Below are 26,134 nucleotides of genomic sequence, written 5' to 3' on the forward strand. Positions count from 1 at the left end.
CTCAGAAATAACCTCCATTTTTCACCACATCCGTCGGGCTCATGCCGCTTTCCACCATATCGCGGATATCGGCTTCCTTTTCGATGATCTCCTCCGCTGCCAGCAGTACCTCGTAGGCAATCTCTTTCGGGATCGAAATCACGCCGTCGATATCCCCGAAAACCCAGTCTCCCGGCTTTACGATCACCTCGCCCATTAAAACGGGCTTCTGGTAATGGTACATCCGGAACCTGCCGAGCATACCGGTATTGGATTTATATTTATGAAAAACAGGGAATTTTTGTTCGAGAATAGACTGCGTGTCGCGGATACCATTCACAACCGCCCCGCAGCAACCCGCCCGAATGGCGGCCATGGTCATCACTTCACCCCACTGCGAGGTTACCGTTTCGCTGCTGCAATCCCACACCACGATCGAATCTTCGTGCAATTCTTCCAGCATTTTTGCGCGCATTTCCATTTCGCCGTCGGTGGTGATATCCGGCCCGCCTTTTACCGTGAATGCGAGTCCGGCCATTTTCATTTCTTCCCGGAGCGGGGCAAATGTGGCCGGCAAACTCGATGCATGAAGGTTGTATTTGAACCGTAAAACATCATTAACAGCGCCCGAATACAGTTTCAGGTACCGCTGTTTCATTTCCTGGATGGAGATAGGAAAGGGTGATTCGACTAGCATTCCGTTCGATTTCATCATAGTTACCATTGATTTTTCTCATTATTTTATTGGTATTCAACTATTTATATTGTCACCCTGATGGTTGCTTCTATTTGGCACCCTGAGCGCACCGGGCCGCCGGGCGGCCGAAGGGTGTCACCCCGCCAGGAATTTGATATTGTCAAAATTGATTTCCCGGATCATTACTTCGGCGGGTTGGTTGAGAACGAAGAGGATCACATGCGCGACCTGCTCTACTTTCAGGAATTTCTCCCTCGGCACCTGCCGGTCGCCCCAGTAGTCGCTATCCACCGGGCCCGGATTCACGTCGGTTACTTTAATTCCCAGCTTCACAGCCTGGTCGGCCAGTCCGCTGCTCAATCCCCGCGCGCCAAACTTGGACGCGCAGTAGATCGGCGCATTCGGATTGGTACGTTGGCCCGCCATGGAAATGACCGTCACGATATGCCCTTCTTTTTTAGGTTTCATCACTTTCAGCGCTTCGCGGTTGCACAAAAACACGCCCCGCATATTCACGCTGATCATCTGCTCGTAAGTATCCAGGTCGGTGGTCGATAAATCGGTCGTTAATACCCCCAGACCCGCATTGTTCAGCAGCACATCTACCGTACCAAAAGCATTGATACACGCCTGAAAAGCCGCAATGACATCGGCCTCGACACTCACATCACCTTTGTACGAGCGCAGATTTTCATTTGAAACTTCGTCGGAAAGCTGTCGCGTACGGCTCATATCAAACACTTTCGCGCCCAGTTCAAGCAGTTGTAATGCAGTAGCCTTCCCAATTCCACCCGACGCTCCGGTGATAAAACACACCTTATCTTTTACAAAATTCATACTTCTATTTTTTGATTAACAGGTTCATCTACAATTACTTTCTGAGTGCGGAGCCATAAAAATACGGCAAGTATCAAACACACCGCCCCGGCTCCGAACGCGAACCGCCCGCTGGTTTCCCCGATCGAAGGCAGGCTCATGACGCCGAATAAAATTCCGGTCACCGCCAGTGCAACCGCATACAGCCGGTTCATCACATGCATAAAACCCCAGTTGACTTTCGGTTTTTCGGCTTCGGTGAGTGGCGTGGCGAGTTTCAGGAAAAATGCATCTACCCTTCTCCGATACGCAACGTCTTTGGACTCGACCAAACCCGAGGCGAGGAAGATCAGAACACACACCACGATCTGGATCAATGTGGCCATTTCCCAGGAAATCTGTGGCTGGCTGTTCAGGAACAATCCGAGGATCATCCCGCCGATCACCGTCGCCAGTGCGCCCCATGGTCTCGGGCGTTTCATCACAATACCGAGCAAAAGCGGCAGGGTCATCGGTAGTGCAAAGAGTCCGGTGAACAGTTTGTTTGCTTCAAATGCGCCGCCGAATCCGCCAACATAAAGTGCTCCGACTGTAATAAATCCGCCAAAAAGCAGTGTCATTAACCTGCCGACCCAAAGCATTTCCTTATCGGTCGCATTGGGATTAAAAAGTCTTTGATAAATGTCGCGTGTCAATACGCCCGCCGTTACATTATATTCTCCGCTGAGTACCGACATGGTCGCGGCAAACATCGCAGCGATCATCAGTCCCATGATCCCTTGGGGCAAAAGTTTGAGACAGACGCTTACATAAGCCATTTCCGGGTTTTCCAGCTCGGGTATCAATGCTTTGGCGGCAATGGACGGGAACAGGAAAATGATGGGGAAAATGAAAAAGAAAACGGCCGTGAGCATTCCCTGCTTTTCACTGGCGCGCTCATCGCGGACACTGTAAAAACGCTGGATAAACGTCCAGTTACCACTGTATTTGACCAATATCATCAGGTAATAAACCGTCATAAAAAGCGGCATTCCTTTCGGCCCGTTGAACCAGGTAAAGTGATCGGGAATGGCGAGCTTCATCGCGTCGAGCCCGCCTGCAGCCTTTATTGTGAGGGGTACTAAAATCAATGTCGCGACCATGAGGATGATGAACTGCACTACGTCGGTGACGACCACGGCCCACAGACCGCCCACCACCGTGTATAGTGCGACAATGATCCCGCAGACGAGAATGGAGCTTTCGAGGCTCAGATTGGTGGCGGCTTTTACAAACAGTCCCAATGCATAGAGCCGCACCATGTTGTCGAGGACTTTAAAAAACACACCCGTCCACGAAAACAGCTGCCTTACAGGCATATTGTAGCGTGTTTCGAGCAGTTCCATCGGCGTCATCACACCGGCGCGGCGCCACCTTTTGGCAAAGAAAGCCACACCGACCAATGCGGGAAGAACGGTACTCCATATCAATGTAAGTGCCACAAAACCATGCTGATACGCAATGCCCGCATAGGCTACGAAAATGAATGTACTGAACTTGGTCATGAAGTTCGAGATCGCGCCCGATACCCAGGGAATCGCGTTTCCGCCTTTGAAATAATCGCCGATATTCTTCACAAACTTGCCGAGAAACAGGCCAATGCCTGCCATCAGCAGCATGTAAATACCTATGGCCCAATAATCCAGCGTTGATAAAGTTTGCATGAGAGAAGGTTAAGGTTTACGGACAAGAATTTGGATTGATCCGGCCAGATAAGCCGCCTGCAACGAGCGCGTTTGTTCATTGTAATGCACATGATCGATGAATTGGTCGATACCCAGCTTCCAGGTAAAATCGTACAGGTCGATCCTCGGGATGTTGTTTTTGGCCATCACCTGGTCGGCAACCTGATTGTAGGCCGCCAGGTCTTTGCCGTAACGCACAATGCTTTTTGATTTTGAATTATGGATCGAGTCGACCACCGCGGTCGTGCGGATCCAGATCATCTTTATTTTTTTGGGTTTCAAAAGGTCAATAATGCCTTGAAGGTTTTTGCGGTATTCTGCCTCGCCGACCTGGATCTTACCCGTTTTTACATCATGCTTAATGTCGTGCAGCCCGCAGTTGAGCACCAGATAATCGGGTTTAAAAGCAGGCTCCTTCGTCTTGATTTTCAGGTATTCCAGTACCATTCTGGAATCACCGCCATTGGCGCCCACCGGCACATCCAGGTTTTTCTCCGCCTGCCCGTCGTCCTTCTTTCTGTCGAAAGCGACGGTTCCTTCCAGGTATTTTTCCAGATAAGGCCCATACTGCATGGAAATGCTGTCGCCGATGAGGAAAATGGACGGTTGGGATTGCTTCCAGGCAGCGAAAAGTGCGAGGAGGAGGATTGGGATGCTGTATTTGGTTGTTTTTTTCATAGTTGATTCAAAAACGTTTTGTTTAAATACCTCTTTTTTGTCACACTGAGCGCAGTCGAAGTGCAAGAAGTGCAATGCTACTGGCATGGTGCCAAGCTGGTAGCGTGCTTCGACTGCGCTCAGCATGACAAAAAGGGCTCAGCATGCCAAAGGCATTACCAGCCACCACCCTTCCCGTCCCTCACATTCACTTTCCTAACCAAAACCCGCGTTTGCGCGGTGCTTTGCGCTTTTAACCTCGCAATCTCCAACCCTTCCACATCTTCGCAAACCAGCGCTGGGCGCTGATCTTCCTTCAAAAACCGCAGCTGTACATTATCCAGAAATACATTTTTCGCATGACGGATAAAGAACCCGTAGGCAGGTAACCTTCCGAACGTGAGACCATTGGGATACGCCGTTTCTCGCTCGGGAATTGCCCGGTCTGCATCCGCAGCCTGTATTCCTCCCTCGAACGTCAGATTGATGTTCCTTAATGTGATATTTTCAACAAATGCATTGGGAATACCCGTGATCGAGCTGCCGTAATCGGCCGAAATGCGCGTTCCCTGTATGTTTTCAATCAGTATGTCTTTTAATGCAGGTTCATTCACTTTTGCATTTTTCCGGTAAGGCCGATTGCGTTTATTCAGTCTCACGAAAATGGCGCCGCCTTTGATGTTGCGCATCGTTATGCCTGAAAATGTGATCCGTTGCACCGTCGCACCGTCGGCTGTCATCATACTGATCGCATCCACGCGGGTATCGTAAACCACACAATTAGAAACGGTAATGTCTTCCAAAGTCCCGCTGGTTTCGGTACCGATCTTAATGCCCGACGCATTGGAGCTGACAATGCAATTGGTGATCGTGATATCCCGGCAGGCTTCATCCGGCGAAAAGCTTTTCAGGCAAATCGCGTCGTCGCCTGCATTGATGTTACAGTTGGCAATGCGTACCTGCTGGCAGTCCACCAGGTCCAGCCCATCGTTATTTCTGCCTCTCGCATCGGCCCACCGTGGTTTTTCAATGTCCTTATTTTCCCTGCTATCCACGGTAATGCCATCGATCAATACATTTTTACACGATTGATACGACTGCACCCAGGAAGCCGAGTTGTACAATTTCACATCCCGGATCTTTACATTTTGGCAGGCCCGGAAATGAATGATCCGCGGACGGCCGCTGAATGAGGGAGACAGGTAAGGTCCTTTGATACCGTCGCCCCGGCCGTCGATTGTGCCGTGACCGGTGATGGCAATGTTGACCGCATCTTCGGCGTAAATCAGCATTTTATTGGTTACGAAATCACCGGTATAGGAAGGATATCTGGAAGAAATACTTGGAAAATCATTTACATTATCGCTGCCGAGCAAAGTCGCGCCGGCTTCCACATGCAACGTCACATTACTTTTCAGATAGATCGTTCCCGACAAAAATGTGCCATTATGCAGGTATACCTTTCCGCCGCCTGCGGCGTGACAATGGTCGATCGACGATTGTATTGCTTTCGTATCCAACACTTTACCATCGCCTTTTGCCCCGCTGTCGAATACATCCCACGTGCCGCTCACGCGTTGCGCGGGAACCGGCAATGGCAGAAATAGCATTCCAAAAAGTAACAGGATCAGTCGGTTCATCTTTTTTTGATTAAATCACTGATTTCTTTTCCATGATCAGCATCGGGTAATCGCGGAGCGGAAGTTTGGCGAAAAGCTGCGCCTCCTGACTGATCCTGTACGTATCGTTGTCGTTGAATTTCTGATGCTCGGGCAATTCATAAATGTCGCTGGTCAGCGGGTCGATCACGACGGGATCAGCGAAACCGGTACCTTCCCAATCCCATAAAAAAATATGTGCGCTGCGTGAAGGATATTGGTCCGCGGCTTTATCAAGCGACCAGTAAGCCAGTACCTTTCCGTTGGCGGTATTCAGCACCGTCGCTCTCGTATTCGCGAGCGTTTCCACAAACCGGTTTCCCAGATCGGCATAATCCTTTTCACCGACTGCTTTTTCGCCGTCCAGAATATGGATAATCGCATTGCCGGTGTGTACATCGCCATGCACGACGCTGCCGAGATTTTGCAAAACCTTGTAGGCGACTTTGGGGGCAATGGTAGGTTTTGTCTTTAAAATCCCTTTGTAATTCACCTTCCCGGTACCTTTGGGGTAATCGTGCAGATCGACGATCAGAAACCAGAGCGTCATCGGAATATCCAGCGAACAGTCCGTTATCAGCCTTCTGAGCATGATTTTCGCCTGGATATTTTCGGTATAGGGGCCTTCGCCAATGAAACCCGTACTATTGGGTTCGGAAGGAAACCCGTTTTCACCCTGCCAGATTTTGATTTTGGGATTGTATTGTTTCGCAAGCCGCGTCACCGCCACGATCCGTTCATTATAGGTTTCGGGAATGGTATTGTAGGGATGAAAAGAAAAAATATCGATTTCCTTGCCAAGCCCGGCTTCGAAAAGGGATTTGATAAACGTGTAAGGCAGACGAGATGTTACTCCTCCCACAATGACCGCATTGGGACAATTGCTGCGGATCAAAGGAGCTGTTTCCCTCACCAGCTGCACATATTTTTTCGGATCAATTTCCCCCGGCTTCCAGAAACCCTTCAAATTCGGCTCGTTCCAGATCTCGTAATGCGACACTTTCCCTTTGTACCTTTTCGCCAGCGCGGTCACGAATAGTTTGAATGCTTTCAGCGCATCGGGATTGTTCATGGGATGGTAGCCCATTTCATCCTCGGTATAAAATTTATTCCCATAACCGACATTAAAAAACGGCTGAATTCCTCGTTCGATCAACCCATCCACACTTTCGTCCAGCCATTTCCAATCGTATTTTCCTTTTTCACGCTCCACCCGGTTCCAGCCGGTTTGCAGCCGCGCCCATTTCACCGGCAGGTCGTCCAGAAACGGATATACTTCTTTTGGGTCCCAGAGCGCACGGTCGAGCGTTTCACAGCCGATGCCAAATGGGGATGATTTAATGTCCTTTGGTTTTTTAAGCTTGATGCTGCCAATTTTATTGAGCGCAAAAATGGGCTGTACTTCCGGCTCGATTTGTGCCAATTCATTTTCTGTGTTCAAGACACTTCCCGTCAGCGGCGCCAGCGTCAGTGCTTTCAGAAATGTCCTCCTGTTGCTTTCCATGCTACTTTTTGAGGGTTTAAAAATTCAATGGCTCGTTGAAAACATTGCAAACGTGCAAGGAATGCGAGTTGAAATGGTAGTTTCCTTCATAGCCGGTATCGCCTAGAAAATGACTAATCAATGCAATGGAAAGCGGATAAAACCACGATCCAAGCATGATATGCGTTCTTTCCGGATCTTCGTCGCGCAGCTCAGCGGTGGCGGTGGTACTACCTTCTTTCCATATCCAGTGCGGCCGTGGCACCCAGTCGGCAGGCTTGCTGTCAACTCGGTGTAAAAGCCAGCCGTTACCGGTAGGATCTTCGTGTTTTAATGCGTGTTCCAGGTAAAGACGCGCAGCGGCTTTCAGGTCATCGCGACGATAATCGGTGAGTTCCGCGAGATTGGCGATCATGTAGGCCCCGTCGAAATCAGGACAATCGGAGCCGCCGGGCCAGAAGGAACCGTCGGGCAACTGGCAAGCCAGCGTGGAATCTACATTGCGCTCCACAGCACGCAGCGGCCAGCCTTGCGCGAAATAAATGGGTGTAATATGAATGGTACCAAACAAACCATTCGGCAGATCGGCACCGAATTGTGTTCCCCAAAAACCGGTATTTTCATCCAGCAATTCTTCCAGTGCCGGGTACATGCCTTCCTCCAAAACCTTATCGACCTCGGAAACGCCAAACCAGTCGCGCGCCGCAAATAATGCCGTAGCAGCCGCCAGAACCTGATTTCCCGCTGCCCAGGAATTGCTCCAATCGTAATGTTTGACCCAGTTATAAAGTTTTTCAGCATCCAGCAAGGGTTCGAGGAATGCAAATTCTTTCTCAGGCTTCACATCCAAAACACGCATTGCCCAGATATTCCCCCGGGTGTAATGCCAGAACGGCTCCATTTCTTCCAAAGTGCGAAACCGCGTTTTATCTTCTTTTTTGCTCGAAAAATAGCCCTGATCGGTTTGCCGGTTCTGAAACTGATGCGCCCAGATCGCCTTTTCCTCAGTCGAAAATTTAGGTAGTTCACCAAATAAATCCAGAATATGTGCCGCATGGTAGGAGCCGTAAAAGCTTTCTCCATCGCCTTTTTCTTTGCGGTAAATACCGGGCGCATCGCCTATTTTCATCGCATTCACAAAATTCAGCGAAGTTTGTTTGATCCTTTCGAAGCCTGGCGTGTTCATATCAGTCATTGTAAATGGGTTTAGTAATTAAAGTGCTTTTGCAAGCCGGATCAGCGATTTTTCTGCGATCAGGATCGGCGAATCGTACATGGGAATTTTGGAAAAATGAAAGTTGGTACCTTCCTTTTTCCAATTGGACTTCGGAATTTCATGCACGCTTCCCGAAGCCAGATCCACCCAAACCGGATTTTCAAAACTTCCATGGCCGAAAGACAGGTCACAAAGTGTTTTATCATTCACATTGGAAGGTATACTGTCAGAAAACCAGGCGGTTACAATCTGACTTTGCTTTCCTTTGCCCGCATAGCCGTAAAGTGACACTTTTCTGTCGCGGTGTTTTTTAATCGCATAAGGAAACTTTTCCAGTCTGGTCAGGCGATCGTCAAAAACCGATGTCACATTCTGGAATGCATAGTAGGCCGGTTTTGCGTAAGCAACCGTTTTGTCGTTATTGGCTTTGAGTAACCCTTTGTGGTTCCATTCCTGCGGGTAGCGGGCGTCCATGATCGTAAAAAGGCATGATTCCTTGTCATTCCCCAGATCGGTAAGCAACCTGCGCAAAATGTGTTTAGACTGTATCTGCTCGCTCCAATGATATTTGTTCAGCGCAAAGTTGTCGTTCCATTCCGACGGGCACCCGCCCTCACCTTGTCTGATCCTGATCTTGGGGTTATACTTTTTCACTACTGCTTCCAGCGCTATTTCCGTGCCGCGATCTTCTGGGATTTTAATGTGGCGATGGTGGCTGATCTCGTCGATGAGATGGATTTTGTTTTGCTGCTGCATGATCGCCAACACTTTGTCGGCATACTCGTAATCCACCTTGCTGCCCATCGCAAATGCAATGATGTTGTCTTTCGGCTGCACCTTGCGTATGATTTCTGCGGAAAGTACCAGCAACTTCGCATATCCTTCCGGCGACACTTTATAGTTGGGCTCGTTCCACACTTCCCAGTCGTCGACCACCTTGCCATATCTTGACACAATGGCGTTTACAAATTTGCCCCAGCCTTCCAAAGCCTCGTCCGACTGCGGGACGGCGCCCATTAAAGTAGTCCCGCCGCCACCGGAATAAAGTGTATTTCCGTAAGACAGGTTGATCCACGGTTTTACGCCTTGTTTCACCATATCATAAACGATCTCATCAAGCCACACCCAGTCGTAACTGCCTTTTGTTTTCTCCACTTTGGCCCAGCCCGACTGGATCCTCGCCTTTTTCGCACCCAGTTTTCCGAGATATTCCTTCCAGTTGTTATAAATGGTAAAGTCCCGGTCCATCATTTCCGCACCTACCGACCAGTTGGATGACTTGATATCCTTCGCATCTCTCGGTGCAATTTTACCAAGATATTTAAATGTAGATTTCTCATCCAGAGAAGCAGTAGCAAGTCCAAAAGCAGATTTTTCAGCAATCAAAACCGGATAGTCCGGAACCGGGATCGCATTAAAAACAGAATTTCCTCCTTCCTTTTTCCAGTTCGCTTTGGGTATCTCATACACTTTCCCAGAAATAAGATCTACATAAACAGGCTCTTTGAAAGATCCGCTCGCAGTAACTTTCGTGCGCTTATTGGTATACGTCTCGGCCGGACGTGCCTCATTGCCCCAAATGGTAATCACCGTATTCCCGGTCCCTTTTTGCTTGTAAATAAAAGCGGACTGGTTTTCATGATCCGTCGCAGCGGTGTTTCCGGGATATGCTTCCATTTCAGAGTCAAAAATCGAGAACACGTGCTGGGCAGCTTTATAAGCCAGCTTCGGACGGTCAATGGTTTTATCGGGATTGGTTTTCAAAATCCCTTTCGTGTTCACACCCGTCATGTGATCGCCCGCTGCGTAATGGATGTCGCTGATCGTGAACAGGTTGGTGGCAATGCCGCGCCCATGATCGCCCAGCATCCGGCGCAAATCCCATTTGGCCTGACTCAACTCCGTCCAGTCGAACTGGCGAAGTGCACCGATCGTCACAGAACTATGCGTGGAAGGCGCGCCGTTTTCGCCCTGCATGAAGCCGATTTTGGTACTGTATCCGGCAACGAAGTTTCGCATTTCTTCAATCTTCGGGTAGGATGTATCCGGGTTCGGTGCGTACCCATGGTACGTGATCACATCGATCAGGTCCAGCGCGTTTTTTGCTTTTATTTTATCCAGAAAAGGCTTTAAAAATTCAAGCCTGGGCACACCTGCGATGCCCAGCGCGAGAAATTTTGCATTGGGTTGCTGTGACCGGACCACGTTTGCGGTACGTATGTAAAAATCAGCAAACTCATCTCCCGTATTTTTGGGATTAAGATCGGGCTCGTTCCAGATCTCCCATTCGGTAACCTGCCCTTTGTAGCGGTTTACGATGGCTTTTACCCATTTGTCCCAAGCTTCCAATGCCTCCGGAGACGTGGGGATGCGGCCGGCCAATTTGGGTTCACCGCCACCTTCGTAGATCGGATTCCCGTAAGACAGTTCCACCCAGGGGTTCACGCCGCGGCTATATGCATCGGGAATAACGGCGTCCAGCCAGGCGAAATCGTATTTTCCTTTTACCTTTTCACATTTGGCCCAGCCACCTTGCAGCCTGATCCGTTTGGCCCCCAGCGCATCCAGGTATTTTTTATAGGATTGATAATCAGTATAATCCCGGTCCATGGTTTCGCCCCCGATCGACCAGCTCGAAGCCTTGATCTCTTTGGCTGACCGAGTTTTTACCGAACCGATTTCCTTGAAATTTTGTGGCCCGGCTGGAAGCCCGGCCGGTGACTGCGCAAATGACCCGGTGCCTGTGCAACTTGCCAACAGAATCCCGGCAACCCAGCGGCCCAGATTTTGAAAACGATTTTTTTTCATTATAACGGATTTAGGTGGTAAGGATCAGTTTTTTGTTTTATTTCAAAAGTGTGAAAACCTTTTCAGTAGCGTCTTTGCAAGCATTAATATTCATTTTCTTATCGCCCCTGTACCAGTTTGCCCATTTCTCAGACTTTACATTCATGGCTTTTCCTTCATTGATCCCGTCAATGGATTGGATCGCCAGCCGCAGTTGATTCTTACATTGATCAGGCTGATTTTCATTCATCGCCTTTCTAGCGAGAAGTATATGGTTTAGCCAACCTTCCAATCCGAGCATTATGCGGGTTTGGGATATCAGATTTGTTTCGAAAAAGGCTTTTTGCTGCGGTTCCAGCTTCGCCAGCACGTTTAGCGATTCGGTCAATGCATTTTGATGGGCTTGTTGTTGTTTCATTACCTTTTCAAGCAGTTCGTTTTCATCCCGTGGCTGCGGGTGCGCGTCGCTCAGTGAGGTTTTCCCCCAGTCCGATTCATGCGACACCTGCTTTGCTTTCAATTCAGCGGCCTTGTAAGCTTCCGGATCGCTGATTTGCTGTGAGAGTTTTTTCAGGTAATTCAAGGTAAAATTCCGCGTCTGCCCATCGAGCAGCATGGCAACCTGTTGCTTGTCGTGCACTACAAAAGAATCAAAATACATATCGTATGCTTTTGTGGCAGCCGCTGCATTCTGACCATACTGAATGCCCGTCCAGGTCTTCATAAAAACCTGAGGATCATAATCTTCGAAATTGTAAAGCATACGCGCCGAGGAAGCCAATCCGAGCTGAAACTCGCGGATGTTCGAGACATTCATGATCGCATACGCATTGCTTTTCATTTTTTGTACTTCCTGAAAAACCTTATAGGTATGCTGCGGCGAAACGCCCTGCGCGATGTGCGGGCCGGCCCCCCAAAGCTGATGGTGGTAGTACACGCCGTACGTATTGTTGTTCGTCCGTGGGGTTTGATAAAAATCGTTTTGCCATTTCCAGCCGGGGCTGTTGTCGGAAAACACGATGGTTACTTTTTCAGGGATTTTCAAATGTCCTGCCTGGTTCAATGTCGACCCTTCCGCCCACAATGTAGTGGTAATGGGCGGGTTTGGACGTTTGTCAACTTCTTTGATGATTTGCATTTGTGCCGCCATTGCATCGGAGATCAGTTTTCCCCGGTCCGCATCCGACTGAGGCACGCCGGGATCCGCCATCCACATCGGACGATCGGCAATGCCGCGTAAACCGATCTGCCAGATCACATTCGGATATTTCGCCCATTCTTTTGCATATACCCGCCACACTTCCGTGAGTTTGTCGCGGCTGCTGTAAAAAGAAAATAAGGGTTTCTCATTCGTTTTTTCTTTCCAGTAATTGAAGAAAGTAAATGCACTCACGCCCATCGGCTCTACATGGTGCATGGAAATAAACACGCCGCGTTTGGCTGCCTCTTTCACCAATGCAGCCTCGGCAGGATTTCGTATGTCGATAAAGCTGGCCGGGATAATGAGGTTCAGGCGCTGGCGTACCAGTGATTCCACCACTTTGCCCATCAATGCAGGATTCACTACCTGACCATAATACGGGTAGTCGATATTCCGTTTGCCGCCGCTTTCGTAAAATTCGGTCAGCAAATCTTCGTCGTTGATAAACCACCCCCGGTATTGAAAAGTCGGACTTTTCTGGCTGATCCGGACTGTTTCCCATTGAAGTAAAGTCTTCTTTTCCGGCAGTTTATCCGACCAGCAATAAAGCGGGTCTACTTTAAGATATTCCTCAATAAAATGGTAAATGCCAAACATCGTAGCCCGTTCGTCGCTTCCATTGATCGACAGGTCAGCGCCATTGGATTTCACTTCATACACCTCCCATTTTCCTTTCAGGGACGCCGCATTGCTGTTGTACTTTTTGATCTGCGGATCCGATAAACCTACCGTTCCGATATGGATTTTTGAACCGGAAACCTTACCGTCATCTTTCGAAACGACAAGCAACTTTTTCCCGCTGATCTGCTCCACGTCATGCACCAGGTCGTTTACAGCCAGCCGAACGCATTCCGGCTCTGTTTCAGGTAAAAGGATCGTAGCCTGACTCTGGTTACTTACCAGCGTAAAAGACTGTTTCGTCTTGCTTTGCGCAAACGTAGCAAGCGCCGAAATCAGTAAAAGTATAATCGCTGAATATCTCATAAGTTTCTGTTCAGTACTGGATTGAACTGCAATTTTCTAACTGAAAAGCGTCTCCCTTCTGATGCTTTATTTCCATTTTCCGGAACTTGATAAACTGGGAATAACTGGCAAAAACGCCGTTTTCAGAATTAATTCTGATGTTATCAAACGTAATATCGTGCAGGTATTTTCCGGGCAGGCCACGAAGGCTGATCGCTCTTTTCGCACCGTCGCATTGAATGTTTTCAATGTGAAAATTCCGGAAAACGGGCGCATTTGCCAGTGAAGCTGAACCGCTCCCATAGTTCATATTTTTTTCAATGGGCTCGCTGTCATAGGTCAGATCGAAGACAATGGCTTCGCCTTTGATATTCTTCATCGTAATATTCCTGGCCCATACATTCTCCACAATCCCACCCCTGCCAACCCTGGATTTAAACCTCAAACCGCGGTCTGTACCGGCGAAATGACAATCTTCGACCAGCACATTTTTCACCCCAGCCGACATTTCACTGCCGATCACCAATCCTCCATGTCCGGCTTTGGTGCTGCACCGGCGAACCACTATATTTTCGCAAGGTCTTCCGATTTTCCACGCTTCTTCGTCACGGCCGGATTTGAGGCAAATGTTGTCGTCGCCGACATCGATGCCGCAATCTTCGATGAGCACATTTTTGCAGCCGTCGGGGTCGATACCATCATTGTTAGGCCCGTGCGCCCTGATTTTGATTTTTCTGATGATGATGTTTTCGGAAAAAACGGGGTGTACATTCCAGGAAGGCCCGTCGACGATCGTAATGTCTTCCATCAGTATATTTTTGCATTCCAGGAATTGGATAAACGGCGGACGAACTCCTGCTTTTTCAGTACCAAATACCCGCTGTTCTATCGGCACGCCACTTTTTCCCATTTGAAACAGCTGCGTCATCCCGGGCTGTTTGTCTTTCCACGGCCACCAAACCTGACCTTGTCCATTCAAAGTACCTTTGCCGGTAACGGCGATATTTTCACAATCTTTTGCATACACAAAAGGCGAATAATTATAACAAAAGAATCCGCCGCGCTGGATGAGCACGACCGGCAGATAATCATCGAATTTCTGACTAAAACGAAGTTCAGCGCCTTCTACCAAATGCAGGTTGACATTGCTTTTTAAATGGATGGCGCCGGTGAGCCAAATGCCTTTCGGAACCATAACTGAACCGCCGCCAGCCGCATTACAGGCAACAATTGCTTTCCGGATCGCATCCGAATTTAAAGTAACACCACCTTCTTTCGCTCCATATTTCCGGATATCGAACGTCTCTTTTCTGAAAACCGGCGCTTGCATCTCCGGAAATGGAAACGGCACAGGAAGCGGTTTGCTTTGGGCAAACACTTCTCCGAATGCAAAAAGCATGGTAGTGAGTAAACAGAAGGCGAAATCTCTCAAATTCATAGTTTAATGAACATTAGAAGGAATAAACCCGCGATTTACAAACCATATTTCCAGCTGCGACATCCAGGAATTCTGAACGTCCGGACTGATTCCGAAGCCGTGCGTTTTCTCTTCATAGATATGTAGCTCGGTGGGTACCTTTTGTTTTTTTAACGCCTGATAAAACAGAATACTGTTCTGGAATGAAACTGTGGGATCGTCTCCGGCATGGACGAGAAAAGTTGGCGGCGTTTGGGCGTCGACACTTTCTTCTGGTGAAAATTCCCTGATCTGCGCCTCCATGGCATTGCTTCCCAACAAGTTCTGAACCGACCCTTTATGTGCGTCGCTTCCCCTGAAAGTAATCACGGGCCAGGCTAAAACCGCAAAATCAGGTCGCAAACCCGCGGTATCCTTACCAGCCTCATAAGCTTTGTTCCAATGTGTGCCCGCCATAGCCGCCAGGTGTCCCCCAGCCGAGGAACCCCAGACGCCGATGCGGCTCAGCTTCCATTCAGCCGCTTTCCGGCGAACTACCCTGAAAGCTTGCTGGATATCCTGCATTGCACCGATCGATTTATCAACCATCAGACTGTCGGCGGGAAGGCGGTAGGTCAGGATAAATGCAGTGATACCCATTTTATTTAAACGTTGAGCAATAAATCTTACATTTTCAATATTCAGGTTGCGGTAACCGCCGCCGGGACAGATAATAATTCCTGTTCCATTGGCCGCCGCCGGACGAAGTACAATCAGGCGCGGCGCAATCACTTTTGACAATGCCGTCAGCTGTCCTGCAGCATTAAAAGTCCTTTTTTCAGGCTGGGTTGCGGGTATAGAATTAGGCACTCCCGATGCATAAAGCGGTATTTCAATTTCCGTCTGCGCCACACAAACCACATTCATCCAAAAACAACCAATGACTACCAATGACCATAAATGACATCTATTCACCAAAACTTCCATCTCCCTAGTACCCAGGATTCTGTTCCAGTTTCGCATCCTTGTTTGCTTCAATTTCCGAGTAAGGTATCGGGAACAATATATTATGGTCGTTGATATTGCCTTTGTTCAATGGATTGTATTTCCGGACACGCTCCACCAGCTTACCCATTCTCACCAATACCAACCGGCGGTTTTCCTCGAAAATCAACTCTCTCGCTCTTTCGTCCAGGATAAAATCCAGACTTACCTGCCCTGGCTGGATCAGTGTGGCATTGGACCGTGCGCGGACTACATTCAGGTCGGCTGCCGCCTTTGCCAGGTCACCTTTCATGAAGTAGGCCTCGGCCCGCAGGAAGTAAGTTTCCGGAAGCCGGATCAGGTACATATCGCGATAGGTTGCCCCCGCGGTCGCTTTGAGCGTCATTGCTACGGGATCTTCCATCAGCCCCAGAGGATGTTGTCCCGGAGTGGTCACCTTGGAAGGGTAAGGATACCAGCGCCAGCTTTGCTGCACCCATTGAGAAGTCGGAAAATCGATCATACTTTTTCCAAAATACTGCGATGCCGGATTGGTATAAATAAAATCACGCACAATGTTGTAGGCAGAAGTACGGATGTCCGTCGATTTGATGACGCGGTTGTCGGCTTTGGGGTCCAGGCCCCAGATGTCATACAGATAGTAATCGGTCGGCTGCACAAATGACGCTCCTCTTCCGCCGACATTGAGCGTAGAGGCGGGCAGATTTCCTAGTACCACCGCTGCACCTTTGGGATCTTTCAGCGTAAATGCAACCGGCGCCACCACGCGTTCGAGCTGGTTGGTAGCCGAGCCTGCCGACGTGAGACCGCCGCCAGGAATATCGACTTCATACTGGGCCACCCAGATTGCCTCTGTGTTACCTGCACTCCGGTTTTGATTTCCTACCCTAAAAAGGTCATAATATACATCTCCCGGCTTGTCTTTCAGACTCCCGAAACGCGCCGTCATCAATGCTAATGACGATTTTTCGATTACTTCGGTAGCTGCGGCAATGGCCTGATCGTACTGTTTCAAAGTGAGATAGGTTTCGGCCAGGATATGGTTGGCGACCGATTTGTTCAAACGCCCGTTGGCCACCACGGCTACATTCGGGAGAATATTGGCTGCCTCCGTGGCATCAGAAATAACCTGGCTAAAAATCTCGTCGCGCGTTGCCCGAACAAAATCGCTTTTTGGCGATGTGGCTTCTTCCAGGATCAGAGGTACCCCGCCATAAATATGTACAAGATAACGGTAAGCCCACGCCCTGAAAAGCTTGGCCTCGCCGGCAATGATCGCCCGCTTTTCTTCGGGAACCTGAGAGTCGGGCAGCCTGGAAAGGATCGTATTCGCGTTGGAAATGATCTTGTAGTAATTTACCCAATGGATTTTTGGTACGTTATTCTGAGGCGTAATGGTATTGTTGTAGTCAGCCAGGCGGTTGTTGTCCAGGCGGGAATTGAAGGCCACGTCTGTTCCCAGCACATCGGTATATTCGTTTGCACCGGCGGTAACGCTGGTTTCTGAACGCACCCTGGCATACAAGTCAACCAGGGCCGATTCGAAATGGGCCTCGTTCACGTAGGAATTTTCAGGACTGTAAAAATCCAGCGGTACCTCGTTGAGAAACTTCTCTTCTTTACAGCCGGAACTGAACGTCATGAACGCTGCGAACAAACTGATTTTTAATAGGTTGGTTTTCATACTTCTTGCTATTGTATGGTAAACGGGTAGGAATAGTCTGAACAATAGAGATGATTTAAAAGGATACTTCCAGGCCGAAAGAATAGGATTTCATGACCGGGTAAGGATTACGCGAATCGATGCCGACGCCGGTTTCCGGATCCCACCCGTCCCATTTCGTAAGCGTCAGCAGGTTCTTTCCGCTCACGAACAGTTTGAGATTTTGCATTCTCAGCCTATCCGTCACTGTTTTATTGAAATTATACGAAAGCGAAATGTCCTGCAGTCTCACGAAGTTGCGTTGGTAATAACCTTTGGCAGCAGTACCGACGGGTGACCCTACCCAGGATGTACTGTATTTAGCGTCCGGGTTTCTCGGCGACCAGTAATCATAGAAATCAAACCAGTTGGAGTTGGTGGCATTTCCGCGGCTGCCCAGATTGGATAATGGGACATTGGCTTTCAGGTAGCCCCCCTTGCCCCCCTGAATGGAGTTGACAAATAACCGGAGCGTGAATTGATTGTAAGAAACGGTATTCTGGATTCCGAACGAATACGCAGGTTCCGCCTGGCCCAGGATAACCCGGTCATCGGCAGGGGTAAATTTACCATCCGCATTCTGGTCAACAACCCGGTGGCTCCCCGGTTCGAATCCCGCCGGACGCTCCTCGTCCACCTGGTAAATGCCGTTTATCTGATAGTCATAAATCGTCCCGATCGAGCGTCCGATGAACAAGCCGCTGGCGATCAAATCATCTTCCTTGCCGTCGTTGTTCAAATCGTCTCCCAGCAAGCTGACCACTTTATTGCGGTTTCGCGAGAAGTTAACCGTCACATCCCAGCTCAGGTTCTTGCCTTTTACCGGCGCGCCATGTACCATAAATTCCAGACCTGTATTTTTCAGCTGGCCAATGTTGCTCAATACGGTCGAGAAACCGGATGTCTGCGGTAACACTTTGGACCAGAGCAAATCGTAGGTGTTGGAGTTATAATACTCGATGTTCCCGTCAATTCTGTTTTTCAGGATCTCGAAGTCCATTCCGATGTTGATCCCTTTTGTCCTCTCCCATTTGAGATCGTTATTGGCCAAAGTTTTCACCGTACGCCCGATTTGCGTAGTACCGTTGTCCCCGAAAATGTATTTGGACGAGTCGGCTGCTGTCACGACCGCCAGCGAGCTGTATCGGGCGACCTTGTTCCCATTTTCACCGTAACTACCCCGGATTTTCAGGTAATTGATCACAGGGATATTGAAGAATTTTTCTTCGGAGAGCACCCAGCCCAGCCCGACGGATGGAAAAATGGCTGTTTTGTTGTTTTTGGAAAAACCGCTGAAACCATCCCGTCGTACCGTAGCTTTTAACAAATACTTTCCCTCGTAACTATACGTAGCGCTGGCGAGCTGATACAATAGTGATTCTTTCCACGCGCTCGATTCGATGGTCCTGATCTCTGCCAGTGCCAGGTTATTGTAAGAAAGGTCCAGATCTGTGAATCCGCTCCCGCTTGCAGCCGTGCGTTCGTATTTGCCGGTGTTGTACCCGTATACTGCAGTGGCGCCGATGTTATGTTTGCCGATCGTTTTTGTATAGCTAAGGATATTGTCCAAAGTTTGCTCATACTGATACGCATTGTTCTTGAAAGCCGAGCCCGTTCGTCCTGCCCCGTAGATACTGGAACCGAATTCTTTGAAAAACTTGACATTATTCCCAAAATTCAAACGATAACTCAGCCCCTTGATCCCCGGAATTTTGACCACCCCGTAGACATTTCCAACCAGACGGCTTTGCGTTTCGAAGTTGTCGTTGGTCGACTGCAAAAAGGCATTGTTATTAGCATCGCCAACCGGGTTGATGATAAAATTGCCGTTTGCGTCCCAGGGTAAAACAAGCGGAGCAGTGACTGCAATAGTACCTACATTGGGTGCGTCGCCCGAAAAGTCCGTAAATGTGCCCGATGTATTGGCTCCGATCGTAAGCCAGTTGGTTACCTCGGTATCCAGGTTGAGCCGCGCCGTATATCTTTTGTAATTGTCGTTTTTGATAAAGCCTTTTTCCCCGGTATAACCCGCCGAAAGAAAATAAGTCGTCTTGTCGGAACCGCCGGAAACCCCGAGGCTGTGGTTACTGATCAGCGCAGGCTGGGTCAGATTGCCGTACCAGTCATAGTTGTTACCGGCAGCTATCCCCTCCAGCAAAGGTGGGTTCATATCCGAATTGATAAAATCCCAGCCCGGATTGAGCTGTGTATAACCCGACTCCTTGGTGTACGAATTGTAGTAATTGATATCGCGTACTTTTTGAAGGTAAGCGTCGCGGTCCAGCAGTTTTGCATTAACAGTCGGTGACGAAACGGCGTAATTGCCCGAGTAGGTGATCGAAGGTTTCTGATTCGTTTTGCCGGATTTTGTCGTTACCAGGATTACCCCGTTGGCGGCTTGTGAACCGTAAATGGCTTTGCTGCTGGGATCTTTCAAAACATCCACACTGGCTACGTCGCTGGGATTAATATCCGAAAGCCGCCCGCTGAATATGAGACCGTCCACAATGATGAGCGGAGACGTATTCCCATTCAAAGTAGATACGCCCCGGATATTAATAGATGCTTCCTGACCGGCCTGGTTGGTCTGCCCGATGGTCAAACCTGGCAATGCGCCTTTTAATGATTGTAATATACTTACGTTCGGAGACTCCTTGAAAGCCTGCAGATTGGCCGAGGCAATGGATCCGGTAAGGTCTTTTTTCTTCTGTGTTCCGTATCCTACCACTACTACCTCTCCCAGCAGCTTGTCGTCGGGGGATACATGAACATCAATCACCGTACGATTGTCTACCGTCACCTCCTGGGAAATGTAACCCACAAAAGAAAACACCAGCACACTGGTCGGTGATGATACTTTGGTCGTGTACTTTCCATTCACATCGGTAGAGGCACCGGTCGCAGTTCCTTTTTCCACCACATTGACACCTGGTACGGGCTGCCCGGTTTCGTCAGTTACTTTACCAGTTACCGTCAGTTGCGCCCAGGAAGGCGTGTATGCCAGCGTTAAGAGGACCAGCAGGCATGGTGCCTTTGCCAGTTTTAGCAGGGTTGTAAAACACTTTCGCATCGTGAAGTGGTTTATAATTTAACAATGATAAATAATAATTTCACGATACAATATTATCGCAAAATTACGCTTCCGACAACTTTTAATGCAATTATTTTTGGGTTAAATCCTGTTTAACAAAACTGAGATATTGTTTTAATTATATTAAATCAATCATTCTAATCGCATTTAAACGGTTTTACCCCAAATATTCCTATCTGAAATTTTTGTCATAAGATTTGAAAATTATTCCATAATGACATAATATTGCCGGGGTTAACGAATTCAAATTTATCATTATAAAATTATGAGCATATTCAAGCAATTTGACCTGACAGGAAAAACCGCATTGGTGACCGGATGCAAAAGAGGGATCGGGCGGGCGATGGCCTCCGTGCTTGCCGAAGCCGGGGCGGATATCATAGGCGTTTCGGCTAACCTGGAACTGTCGGGTAGCGGGATTGAAAAGGAAGTCAATGCGCTGGGCCGGAGCTTCAAAGCATATCAATGCGATTTCAACGACCGTGCGGATCTTTACAGCTTTATCCAAAAGGTGCAAACCGACTTTCCTGTCATTGATATACTCATTAACAATGCGGGCTCCATTCTGAGACAGCCTGCGCACGAGCATTCCGACGAATACTGGGATACCATTATCAACACCAACCTCAACGCCCCATTCATTCTCAGTCGTGAAATTGGCCGAACCATGGTCGCTCGCGGATCCGGCAAGATCATCTTTACAGCTTCGTTACTAACATTTCAGGGGGGCATTAACGTACCTGGTTATACGGCCAGCAAGTCGGCAATAGGCGGACTGGTAAAAGCGCTTGCCAATGAATGGGCCGGAAAAGGTGTCAATGTGAATGCCATCGCTCCGGGTTACATCAATACCGATAATACCGAGGCACTGCGTAACGATCCCGATCGCAGCGCTGCCATTCTGGGCCGCATCCCCGCAGGCCGCTGGGGCACTCCGGACGACTTCAAAGGTGCGACTGTTTTTCTGGCTTCTGCTGCTTCCGACTATGTGCACGGAAGTATCCTTACCGTGGATGGCGGCTGGATGGGCCGGTAGCTCCGCGTTGTTGAGGTATGAGGTTAATTGATGTATATTTAAATGTAAAGTTTTGCTTAAAACACGATGGTACTAGTCATAATCAAGGCGCTGGATATCCTGGAATACGTTGCCCAGGACCAGGATAAGGCCTACACACTTACTGAAATTGCTGAAAAACTGGAACTCAACCAGGCTACCTGCGTGAACATTCTTAAAACGCTGGTGAGCAAAAATTACATTGAGCATCTCGGCAGGAAAAAAGGGTATAAACTTGGGCCGATGGCATTCAATCTCACTCACAACCTGTCGTACAATCAAAACCTGATCATGGCGGCCAAGGATGTGATGGAGGAACTCACGAACCAGGTCAATGAAACCTCGCTGCTCGGGATCCTCCGCAACCAGAAACGGTTTGTGCTGCATCTCGTGAACAGCGATCAGGACCTGCAGGTCCGGAGCCGGAGCGAGCGGAATGTGTACGAAACCGCCACCGGACGGTTGCTCCTCGCATTTTTATCCAGGCGGGAGCGAGAAAATTTTATCAATAGCAACGGAATCCCCACCGCAGAAACGTGGAAAGAAGCAAGTACCCTGGAAGGTCTGGAAACAGCGCTTGAAAAGATCGTACAGGAAGAACTTGTGATCACTCATTCTGTCAAGCATATAATAGGTATAGCCGTACCTATCCGAAAAAACGACCGGGTTATCGCAGCATTGAGCATTTTCATGCCGGAATCAAGATTCTCCATCCCCAGAAAAAAAGAAATCATCCAGGCGCTGAAAGGCGCGGGTGAGAAAATAAGACTTCGGCTGGATGTCTGAGGAGATGAGCCAGAAAAAGTTTTAACCTCAGGCAACCTTTCATGATCCAGGATTCTTCTTACCAAGAGAACATTCGCAAGCGACTTTGATTACTCTCTCCATTATTCACCAAGCTCAGCAAAAAGACGTCTGTTCGCAGCGCAAACTTTTTGATGCCTATGGGAAAATATTGCATCGTACCGCCAGAAGGTATCTTTCTGATAAGAGTGTAATGGAGGATGCCGTAGCGAATTCGATCTACATCATGCTTGAGAAAATGGGCCCGTGCAAATTCGAATCCGTTGGGGCGTTTGAAAGCTGGATCAAGAGGATTGTTGTGAATGAATGCCTTGCGCTGATAAAGAGAGGGAAGCCTTTTAAAATTTTAGATGAGCAGGAAATTGAAACGTATCACGCCGACGATATTGTCATTGAAAACCTGACTGCGGATAAAATCCTTGAAGTGATTTCCGGCTTACCTGTTGGCTATCGAACGGTTTTTAACCTGTATGAGATTGAAGGTTACTCCCACTCGGAGATATCGGAGACCCTGGGAATTGGTGTGGGAACATCAAAATCGCAGCTTAGCAAAGCGAAAGTACTGTTGCAAAAAAGGATTATTGAATTAGATCCGGCGTATGGAAAACGAAAACTTGTTTTATAGGATCAGGGAGCTGGTCCATAAGCCTGACAAAAGCGACCGGGAATGGGATCCGGACAAATTCTGGAACTTATTCGAGGCACGAAAAAGAAGGCGGCAGGTATGGGTAAGGGCTTCCTATTCAATGGCGGCAATGTTGGTCCTGGCAGCAGGCTTCGCTGTTTTTGTTAGCGATAATACATTCCGCTCCGTTGAGACAAAGTTTAATGCAGGCGCCATTCCGCAAGTCGGGACCGACAGCCCGGCGCATTTGGCCCAAACTCAAATCGGTAAAACTGCGCAGAACGATGCGGGGACAAATGTTAAATATCCCAGTGCTGAAAGGAGAAAGAAAAGCAGAATATCTCACAAAACAAGTGCTGATTTAGGCTCAAATAAGTTAGAATCCAATGCAGGCACTGCCCTCCCTTCCTTCGACGTTGCAATAAGCAAGGCCCCTGACAATGACCTGTTTATAGAGCAAAGCACCCGCATTTTGGACGAGGAAAACAGCCAGATGCCTTCCCTGCTACTGATGTTTGAGCAGGCCCAAAAGGAACGGGAACTACGCAACCAAAGTGTCCAACTCGGGGACAGAAAGAATTACAACCGTTTCTGGCTTACGGTTAATCAACATTTATTGGCGAACAAAATCAACAGCAACGCCCTTCATTACGATCGTTACTGATTTAATTCCAATGCAGTTATGCCAACTCCGCAGAAAACATTTTCTCCATATCTATAAAAAACGACTATCCGTATGAAACGCTGGACGAGTTTAAGCTTCTTTGTTGGGTTACTTATCAATTTTCAGGCTCTGTGCCAGTCAACCGGAAATACGGGCTTCCCGAAAATAGGATACACAAATATTGATGTGGTTATTGGCCGGCTGCCGGAAAGCAAATCCATGCAAAACCAACTGGAAATCACCAAAACCCAACTTGAAAAAGCCATAGACGAATCGATCAGGGAGTTTCAGGGAAAGGCCGATAATTATCAAAAAACAGCCGGCCAGATGACGGATATCATCCGCGCCGATAAGGAAAAGGAGCTGGAAAATCTGCAAACACGTATCCAGGAAATGCGGAGCAAAGCACAATTTTCGTTGCAAAATAAACAGCAGCAGCTCCTGGACCCCATCATGACAAAGGTGAACACTGCCATTCAGCAGGTTGGAAAAGAGAATGGCTATGTATATATCTTTAATATGGATGGCGGGGCAGGAACGGTACCATTCATATTATTTGTAGCTACTGAAGAAAACAATGTCACCAATCTGGTTTTGAAAAAGCTGGGAGTGGATCCGGATCAAATCGAAGCGCAGGCAAGTCCTGCAAAGCCGGCCACCAGTCCGGCCACAGCTGCTCCAACCAAACAGGTTACACCGATAAAAAAATAGTGGGCGTAACCAGCAGAGGTGCTGAAATTCCTTCCTGTTGCCAACTCGTTCCATTAACCGCTTTACAGATCCGTCAGGCTTTCCATGAATTTGATTACCAGCCCGGTTTCTGCGGGCGTTAAATCCAGCTTGTCTGCCGCAAGTGTCTGATTAGGAACGTCCTGGCCCAGACCTGCGCCGCCGCCTTCATTATAGAATTCCATTAATTCGGGCAAAGTTTTGTAAGCCCCATTGTGCATGTATGGAGCGGTTTTGGCGATGTTTCGGATTGTACTGGTTTTAAATGCATGCTGCCATTGCGGGAAACGGTTGTATGCGCCGCGGCCCGGATCTTCGTCTATTTTTGCATTCTTAAAATCATCGTTCGCAGTCACGCCCAGCACTTCCGATTCGGTCCGCTGGTAATCGGGTGGAACGGTTCCGTTGAACAGCGGCACGAAATGGCAGGTACCGCATTTGGCTTTGCCCATGAAAAGGTTAAAACCCGCGATTTCTTCCAATGTAAGCGACTTTTTATCGCCCCGCATGTATTTGTCAAACCGCGAATTGAACGGATTTAATGATCGCACGAACACAGCGAGAGAATTCTGGATGTATACCGGTGGAATGGAGTCCAGTTCCGGATAGGCTTTTTTGAAAAGTCTCTGGTAATCAGCGTCCGTGCCGATGAGTCGGGCTATCTCCCCCATCGATCCATGCATTTCCTGTTTATTATGGATCACATCCGCCGCCTGGTCTTCCAGCGACGGCGACCGCAGATCGTAGAACATCGCCTGCTGCAATGCGGCGTACTGGATCGTGGGCGCATTTCTCCCGATGTTTCCATTGTCAAATCCTTTACTGGTTTTCAGCCCGTCGGTGTAAGCCAGCGCGGGTTGGTGGCACGTGCCGCAGTTTGTTTTTCCGTTACCGGAAGTCCGGCCGTCGTAAAACAGCTTTTGCCCCAGCGCAATGCGATCGGCCGTGGAGCGGAACCTGTCATTAGCTACCAATGCTTCGGTATCAAATGCGCCTTCATCAAATAAAGTAGCCACATCGCCCCTCAAAAGCCTGCGGTCATTCACAAATGCAATGGACGCTGCTTTCTGGCTTCTGTGAAGGTTCCGGCATATTGGATTGATATAGTCAACAATGAATGCCGCCCGGTCGAAATCATTGAAGTTTTTACTTTTTTTCAAAAACAAAATGGCCGAATCAGCCTGCGACATCAGCTTTTCAGATTGGGGTAAAACAGTGTCGTAGCTACGAATATATTCCTGAAATGAGCGCAGTACCTGCTGGCTTTCTTCCAATGCATTGCCGGAGGCCGGATTGTCAAAACCGGAAATGCCCAGGGTAATCAGCCGGAACAGTTCGAGCCGCAATGCATTCAGCACATGCGGGTCGGTCAGGGCGATATCGACCCATAAAGTTTTGATACGCTTGATGTTGACACCAAATTTCCGAACCTGCCTTACCAGCTCGTCTTTATCAAGTGGCTCATCGGTATAGATCAGTTCCTCGATCACCTGCAAACCGCCCGGTTCGAAAACGGCATTTTCTTCATCCTCCACTTCATCCAGCGGCGCGCCATTTACCAGTCTTACCGTTGTTGGAAAAAAATATTCCGCAAAAGCCTCCGTTTTTTTGTATTGCAGCCGGAGTTTAAGAAATTCTTCCCGAAGCATTGTGAGGTCATTCGACGTCTTTACTCTTCCCAAAAAGTCTTCATTCCGCGCAATTAATGTATTCAGATCATCCGCAAACTTCTGATATACAACTTGTTTTGGATCTTTTCGCACCGAGCAACCGCCTGTTAGTAATGCAAAAACCAACAACCAAACCACCCCTGAACCATTCTTCATACCCATAAAATAATGGGAAGGCCCTTCGAAAAGAGCCTTCCGTTTTCAGTATTATAA

The 26,134-nt window shown here is 48.5% G+C and carries 19 protein-coding genes; 5 read left to right on the forward strand and 14 right to left on the reverse strand.

Annotation, left to right across the window (positions count from 1 at the left end; genetic code table 11):
- Position 1: 1 nt before the first annotated feature.
- From LZG72_RS18960 to LZG72_RS19020, 13 genes are all read right to left on the reverse strand, one after another.
- Positions 2-694 carry an RraA family protein gene (locus tag LZG72_RS18960; protein ID WP_233876022.1) on the reverse strand — a complete coding sequence of 231 codons (693 nt, stop codon included), beginning with the start codon at positions 692-694 and terminating at the stop codon, positions 2-4.
- A 117-nt stretch (positions 695-811) separates the two neighbouring features.
- A complete protein-coding gene (locus LZG72_RS18965; protein WP_233876024.1) occupies positions 812-1,513 on the reverse strand; it encodes an SDR family oxidoreductase in 702 nt (233 codons plus the stop codon).
- Positions 1,510-3,195: a sodium:solute symporter family transporter gene (locus LZG72_RS18970; RefSeq protein ID WP_233876026.1), complete on the reverse strand. Its 1,686-nt coding sequence runs from the start codon at positions 3,193-3,195 to the stop codon at positions 1,510-1,512. The genes LZG72_RS18965 and LZG72_RS18970 overlap by 4 nt, the downstream gene beginning before the upstream one ends.
- A 9-nt stretch (positions 3,196-3,204) precedes the next feature.
- A complete protein-coding gene (locus LZG72_RS18975) occupies positions 3,205-3,894 on the reverse strand; it encodes an SGNH/GDSL hydrolase family protein (RefSeq protein ID WP_233876028.1) in 690 nt (229 codons plus the stop codon).
- A 155-nt stretch (positions 3,895-4,049) separates the two neighbouring features.
- Positions 4,050-5,513 (reverse strand): glycoside hydrolase family 28 protein, encoded by a 1,464-nt coding sequence (locus tag LZG72_RS18980; RefSeq protein ID WP_233876030.1) that lies wholly within the window; start codon positions 5,511-5,513, stop codon positions 4,050-4,052.
- 10 nt (positions 5,514-5,523) lie between these two features.
- A complete protein-coding gene (locus LZG72_RS18985) occupies positions 5,524-7,035 on the reverse strand; it encodes a GH39 family glycosyl hydrolase (RefSeq protein ID WP_233876032.1) in 1,512 nt (503 codons plus the stop codon).
- 16 nt (positions 7,036-7,051) lie between these two features.
- The gene (locus tag LZG72_RS18990; RefSeq protein ID WP_233876034.1) at positions 7,052-8,209 is read right to left on the reverse strand and encodes a hypothetical protein; all 1,158 of its coding nucleotides are present in this window, start codon (positions 8,207-8,209) and stop codon (positions 7,052-7,054) included.
- An 18-nt stretch (positions 8,210-8,227) separates the two neighbouring features.
- Positions 8,228-11,038 (reverse strand): GH39 family glycosyl hydrolase, encoded by a 2,811-nt coding sequence (locus LZG72_RS18995; RefSeq protein ID WP_233876036.1) that lies wholly within the window; start codon positions 11,036-11,038, stop codon positions 8,228-8,230.
- A 37-nt stretch (positions 11,039-11,075) separates the two neighbouring features.
- On the reverse strand, positions 11,076-13,202 hold the full coding sequence (locus tag LZG72_RS19000; protein ID WP_233876038.1) for a glycosyl hydrolase 115 family protein: 2,127 nt from the start codon (positions 13,200-13,202) through the stop codon (positions 11,076-11,078).
- A 10-nt stretch (positions 13,203-13,212) separates the two neighbouring features.
- On the reverse strand, positions 13,213-14,619 hold the full coding sequence (locus LZG72_RS19005; protein WP_233876040.1) for a glycoside hydrolase family 28 protein: 1,407 nt from the start codon (positions 14,617-14,619) through the stop codon (positions 13,213-13,215).
- A 3-nt stretch (positions 14,620-14,622) separates the two neighbouring features.
- Positions 14,623-15,600, reverse strand: coding sequence for an alpha/beta hydrolase (locus LZG72_RS19010; RefSeq protein WP_233876042.1), 978 nt, complete (start codon positions 15,598-15,600; stop codon positions 14,623-14,625).
- Positions 15,569-17,266: a RagB/SusD family nutrient uptake outer membrane protein gene (locus tag LZG72_RS19015; RefSeq protein ID WP_233876044.1), complete on the reverse strand. Its 1,698-nt coding sequence runs from the start codon at positions 17,264-17,266 to the stop codon at positions 15,569-15,571. Before LZG72_RS19015 ends, LZG72_RS19010 begins: the two co-directional genes overlap by 32 nt.
- A gap of 55 nt (positions 17,267-17,321) precedes the next feature.
- The gene (locus tag LZG72_RS19020; RefSeq protein ID WP_233876046.1) at positions 17,322-20,354 is read right to left on the reverse strand and encodes a TonB-dependent receptor; all 3,033 of its coding nucleotides are present in this window, start codon (positions 20,352-20,354) and stop codon (positions 17,322-17,324) included.
- A 286-nt stretch (positions 20,355-20,640) separates the two neighbouring features.
- Between LZG72_RS19020 and LZG72_RS19025 the strand changes: the two genes are divergently transcribed.
- The 5 genes from LZG72_RS19025 (at position 20,641) to LZG72_RS19045 (ending at position 24,233) form a co-directional block, all read left to right on the forward strand.
- The gene (locus LZG72_RS19025) at positions 20,641-21,411 is read left to right on the forward strand and encodes an SDR family oxidoreductase (protein WP_255701077.1); all 771 of its coding nucleotides are present in this window, start codon (positions 20,641-20,643) and stop codon (positions 21,409-21,411) included.
- Positions 21,412-21,477: 66 nt separating this feature from the next.
- Complete coding sequence (locus LZG72_RS19030; RefSeq protein ID WP_233876048.1) at positions 21,478-22,215, forward strand: IclR family transcriptional regulator; 738 nt, start codon at positions 21,478-21,480, stop codon at positions 22,213-22,215.
- Positions 22,216-22,300: 85 nt separating this feature from the next.
- On the forward strand, positions 22,301-22,858 hold the full coding sequence (locus LZG72_RS19035) for an RNA polymerase sigma factor (RefSeq protein WP_255701078.1): 558 nt from the start codon (positions 22,301-22,303) through the stop codon (positions 22,856-22,858).
- Positions 22,833-23,522, forward strand: a complete 690-nt coding sequence (locus LZG72_RS19040; RefSeq protein WP_233876050.1) for a hypothetical protein — start codon at positions 22,833-22,835, stop codon at positions 23,520-23,522. Before LZG72_RS19035 ends, LZG72_RS19040 begins: the two co-directional genes overlap by 26 nt.
- Positions 23,523-23,594: 72 nt before the next feature.
- Complete coding sequence (locus LZG72_RS19045) at positions 23,595-24,233, forward strand: OmpH family outer membrane protein (RefSeq protein WP_233876052.1); 639 nt, start codon at positions 23,595-23,597, stop codon at positions 24,231-24,233.
- 62 nt (positions 24,234-24,295) lie between these two features.
- Here the strand turns inward: LZG72_RS19045 and LZG72_RS19050 are convergent, their stop codons facing one another.
- On the reverse strand, positions 24,296-26,077 hold the full coding sequence (locus LZG72_RS19050; RefSeq protein ID WP_233876054.1) for a cytochrome-c peroxidase: 1,782 nt from the start codon (positions 26,075-26,077) through the stop codon (positions 24,296-24,298).
- Positions 26,078-26,134: the final 57 nt, after the last annotated feature.

The sequence above is a fragment of the Dyadobacter sp. CY323 genome, assembly GCF_021390245.1.
GTDB lineage: Bacteria > Bacteroidota > Bacteroidia > Cytophagales > Spirosomataceae > Dyadobacter.

Excerpts from the sequence above, each read along its gene's own strand:
- LZG72_RS18960 (WP_233876022.1), bottom strand. The coding sequence starts at position 694 with ATGATGAAATCGAACGGAATGCTAGTCGAATCACCCTTTCCTATCTCC.
- LZG72_RS18965 (WP_233876024.1), bottom strand. The coding sequence starts at position 1,513 with ATGAATTTTGTAAAAGATAAGGTGTGTTTTATCACCGGAGCGTCGGGT.
- LZG72_RS18970 (WP_233876026.1), bottom strand. The coding sequence starts at position 3,195 with ATGCAAACTTTATCAACGCTGGATTATTGGGCCATAGGTATTTACATG.
- LZG72_RS18975 (WP_233876028.1), bottom strand. The coding sequence starts at position 3,894 with ATGAAAAAAACAACCAAATACAGCATCCCAATCCTCCTCCTCGCACTT.
- LZG72_RS18980 (WP_233876030.1), bottom strand. The coding sequence starts at position 5,513 with ATGAACCGACTGATCCTGTTACTTTTTGGAATGCTATTTCTGCCATTG.
- LZG72_RS18985 (WP_233876032.1), bottom strand. The coding sequence starts at position 7,035 with ATGGAAAGCAACAGGAGGACATTTCTGAAAGCACTGACGCTGGCGCCG.
- LZG72_RS18990 (WP_233876034.1), bottom strand. The coding sequence starts at position 8,209 with ATGACTGATATGAACACGCCAGGCTTCGAAAGGATCAAACAAACTTCG.
- LZG72_RS18995 (WP_233876036.1), bottom strand. The coding sequence starts at position 11,038 with ATGAAAAAAAATCGTTTTCAAAATCTGGGCCGCTGGGTTGCCGGGATT.
- LZG72_RS19000 (WP_233876038.1), bottom strand. The coding sequence starts at position 13,202 with ATGAGATATTCAGCGATTATACTTTTACTGATTTCGGCGCTTGCTACG.
- LZG72_RS19005 (WP_233876040.1), bottom strand. The coding sequence starts at position 14,619 with ATGAATTTGAGAGATTTCGCCTTCTGTTTACTCACTACCATGCTTTTT.
- LZG72_RS19010 (WP_233876042.1), bottom strand. The coding sequence starts at position 15,600 with ATGCGAAACTGGAACAGAATCCTGGGTACTAGGGAGATGGAAGTTTTG.
- LZG72_RS19015 (WP_233876044.1), bottom strand. The coding sequence starts at position 17,266 with ATGAAAACCAACCTATTAAAAATCAGTTTGTTCGCAGCGTTCATGACG.
- LZG72_RS19020 (WP_233876046.1), bottom strand. The coding sequence starts at position 20,354 with ATGCGAAAGTGTTTTACAACCCTGCTAAAACTGGCAAAGGCACCATGC.
- LZG72_RS19025 (WP_255701077.1), top strand. The coding sequence starts at position 20,641 with ATGAGCATATTCAAGCAATTTGACCTGACAGGAAAAACCGCATTGGTG.
- LZG72_RS19030 (WP_233876048.1), top strand. The coding sequence starts at position 21,478 with ATGGTACTAGTCATAATCAAGGCGCTGGATATCCTGGAATACGTTGCC.
- LZG72_RS19040 (WP_233876050.1), top strand. The coding sequence starts at position 22,833 with ATGGAAAACGAAAACTTGTTTTATAGGATCAGGGAGCTGGTCCATAAG.
- LZG72_RS19045 (WP_233876052.1), top strand. The coding sequence starts at position 23,595 with ATGAAACGCTGGACGAGTTTAAGCTTCTTTGTTGGGTTACTTATCAAT.
- LZG72_RS19050 (WP_233876054.1), bottom strand. The coding sequence starts at position 26,077 with ATGAAGAATGGTTCAGGGGTGGTTTGGTTGTTGGTTTTTGCATTACTA.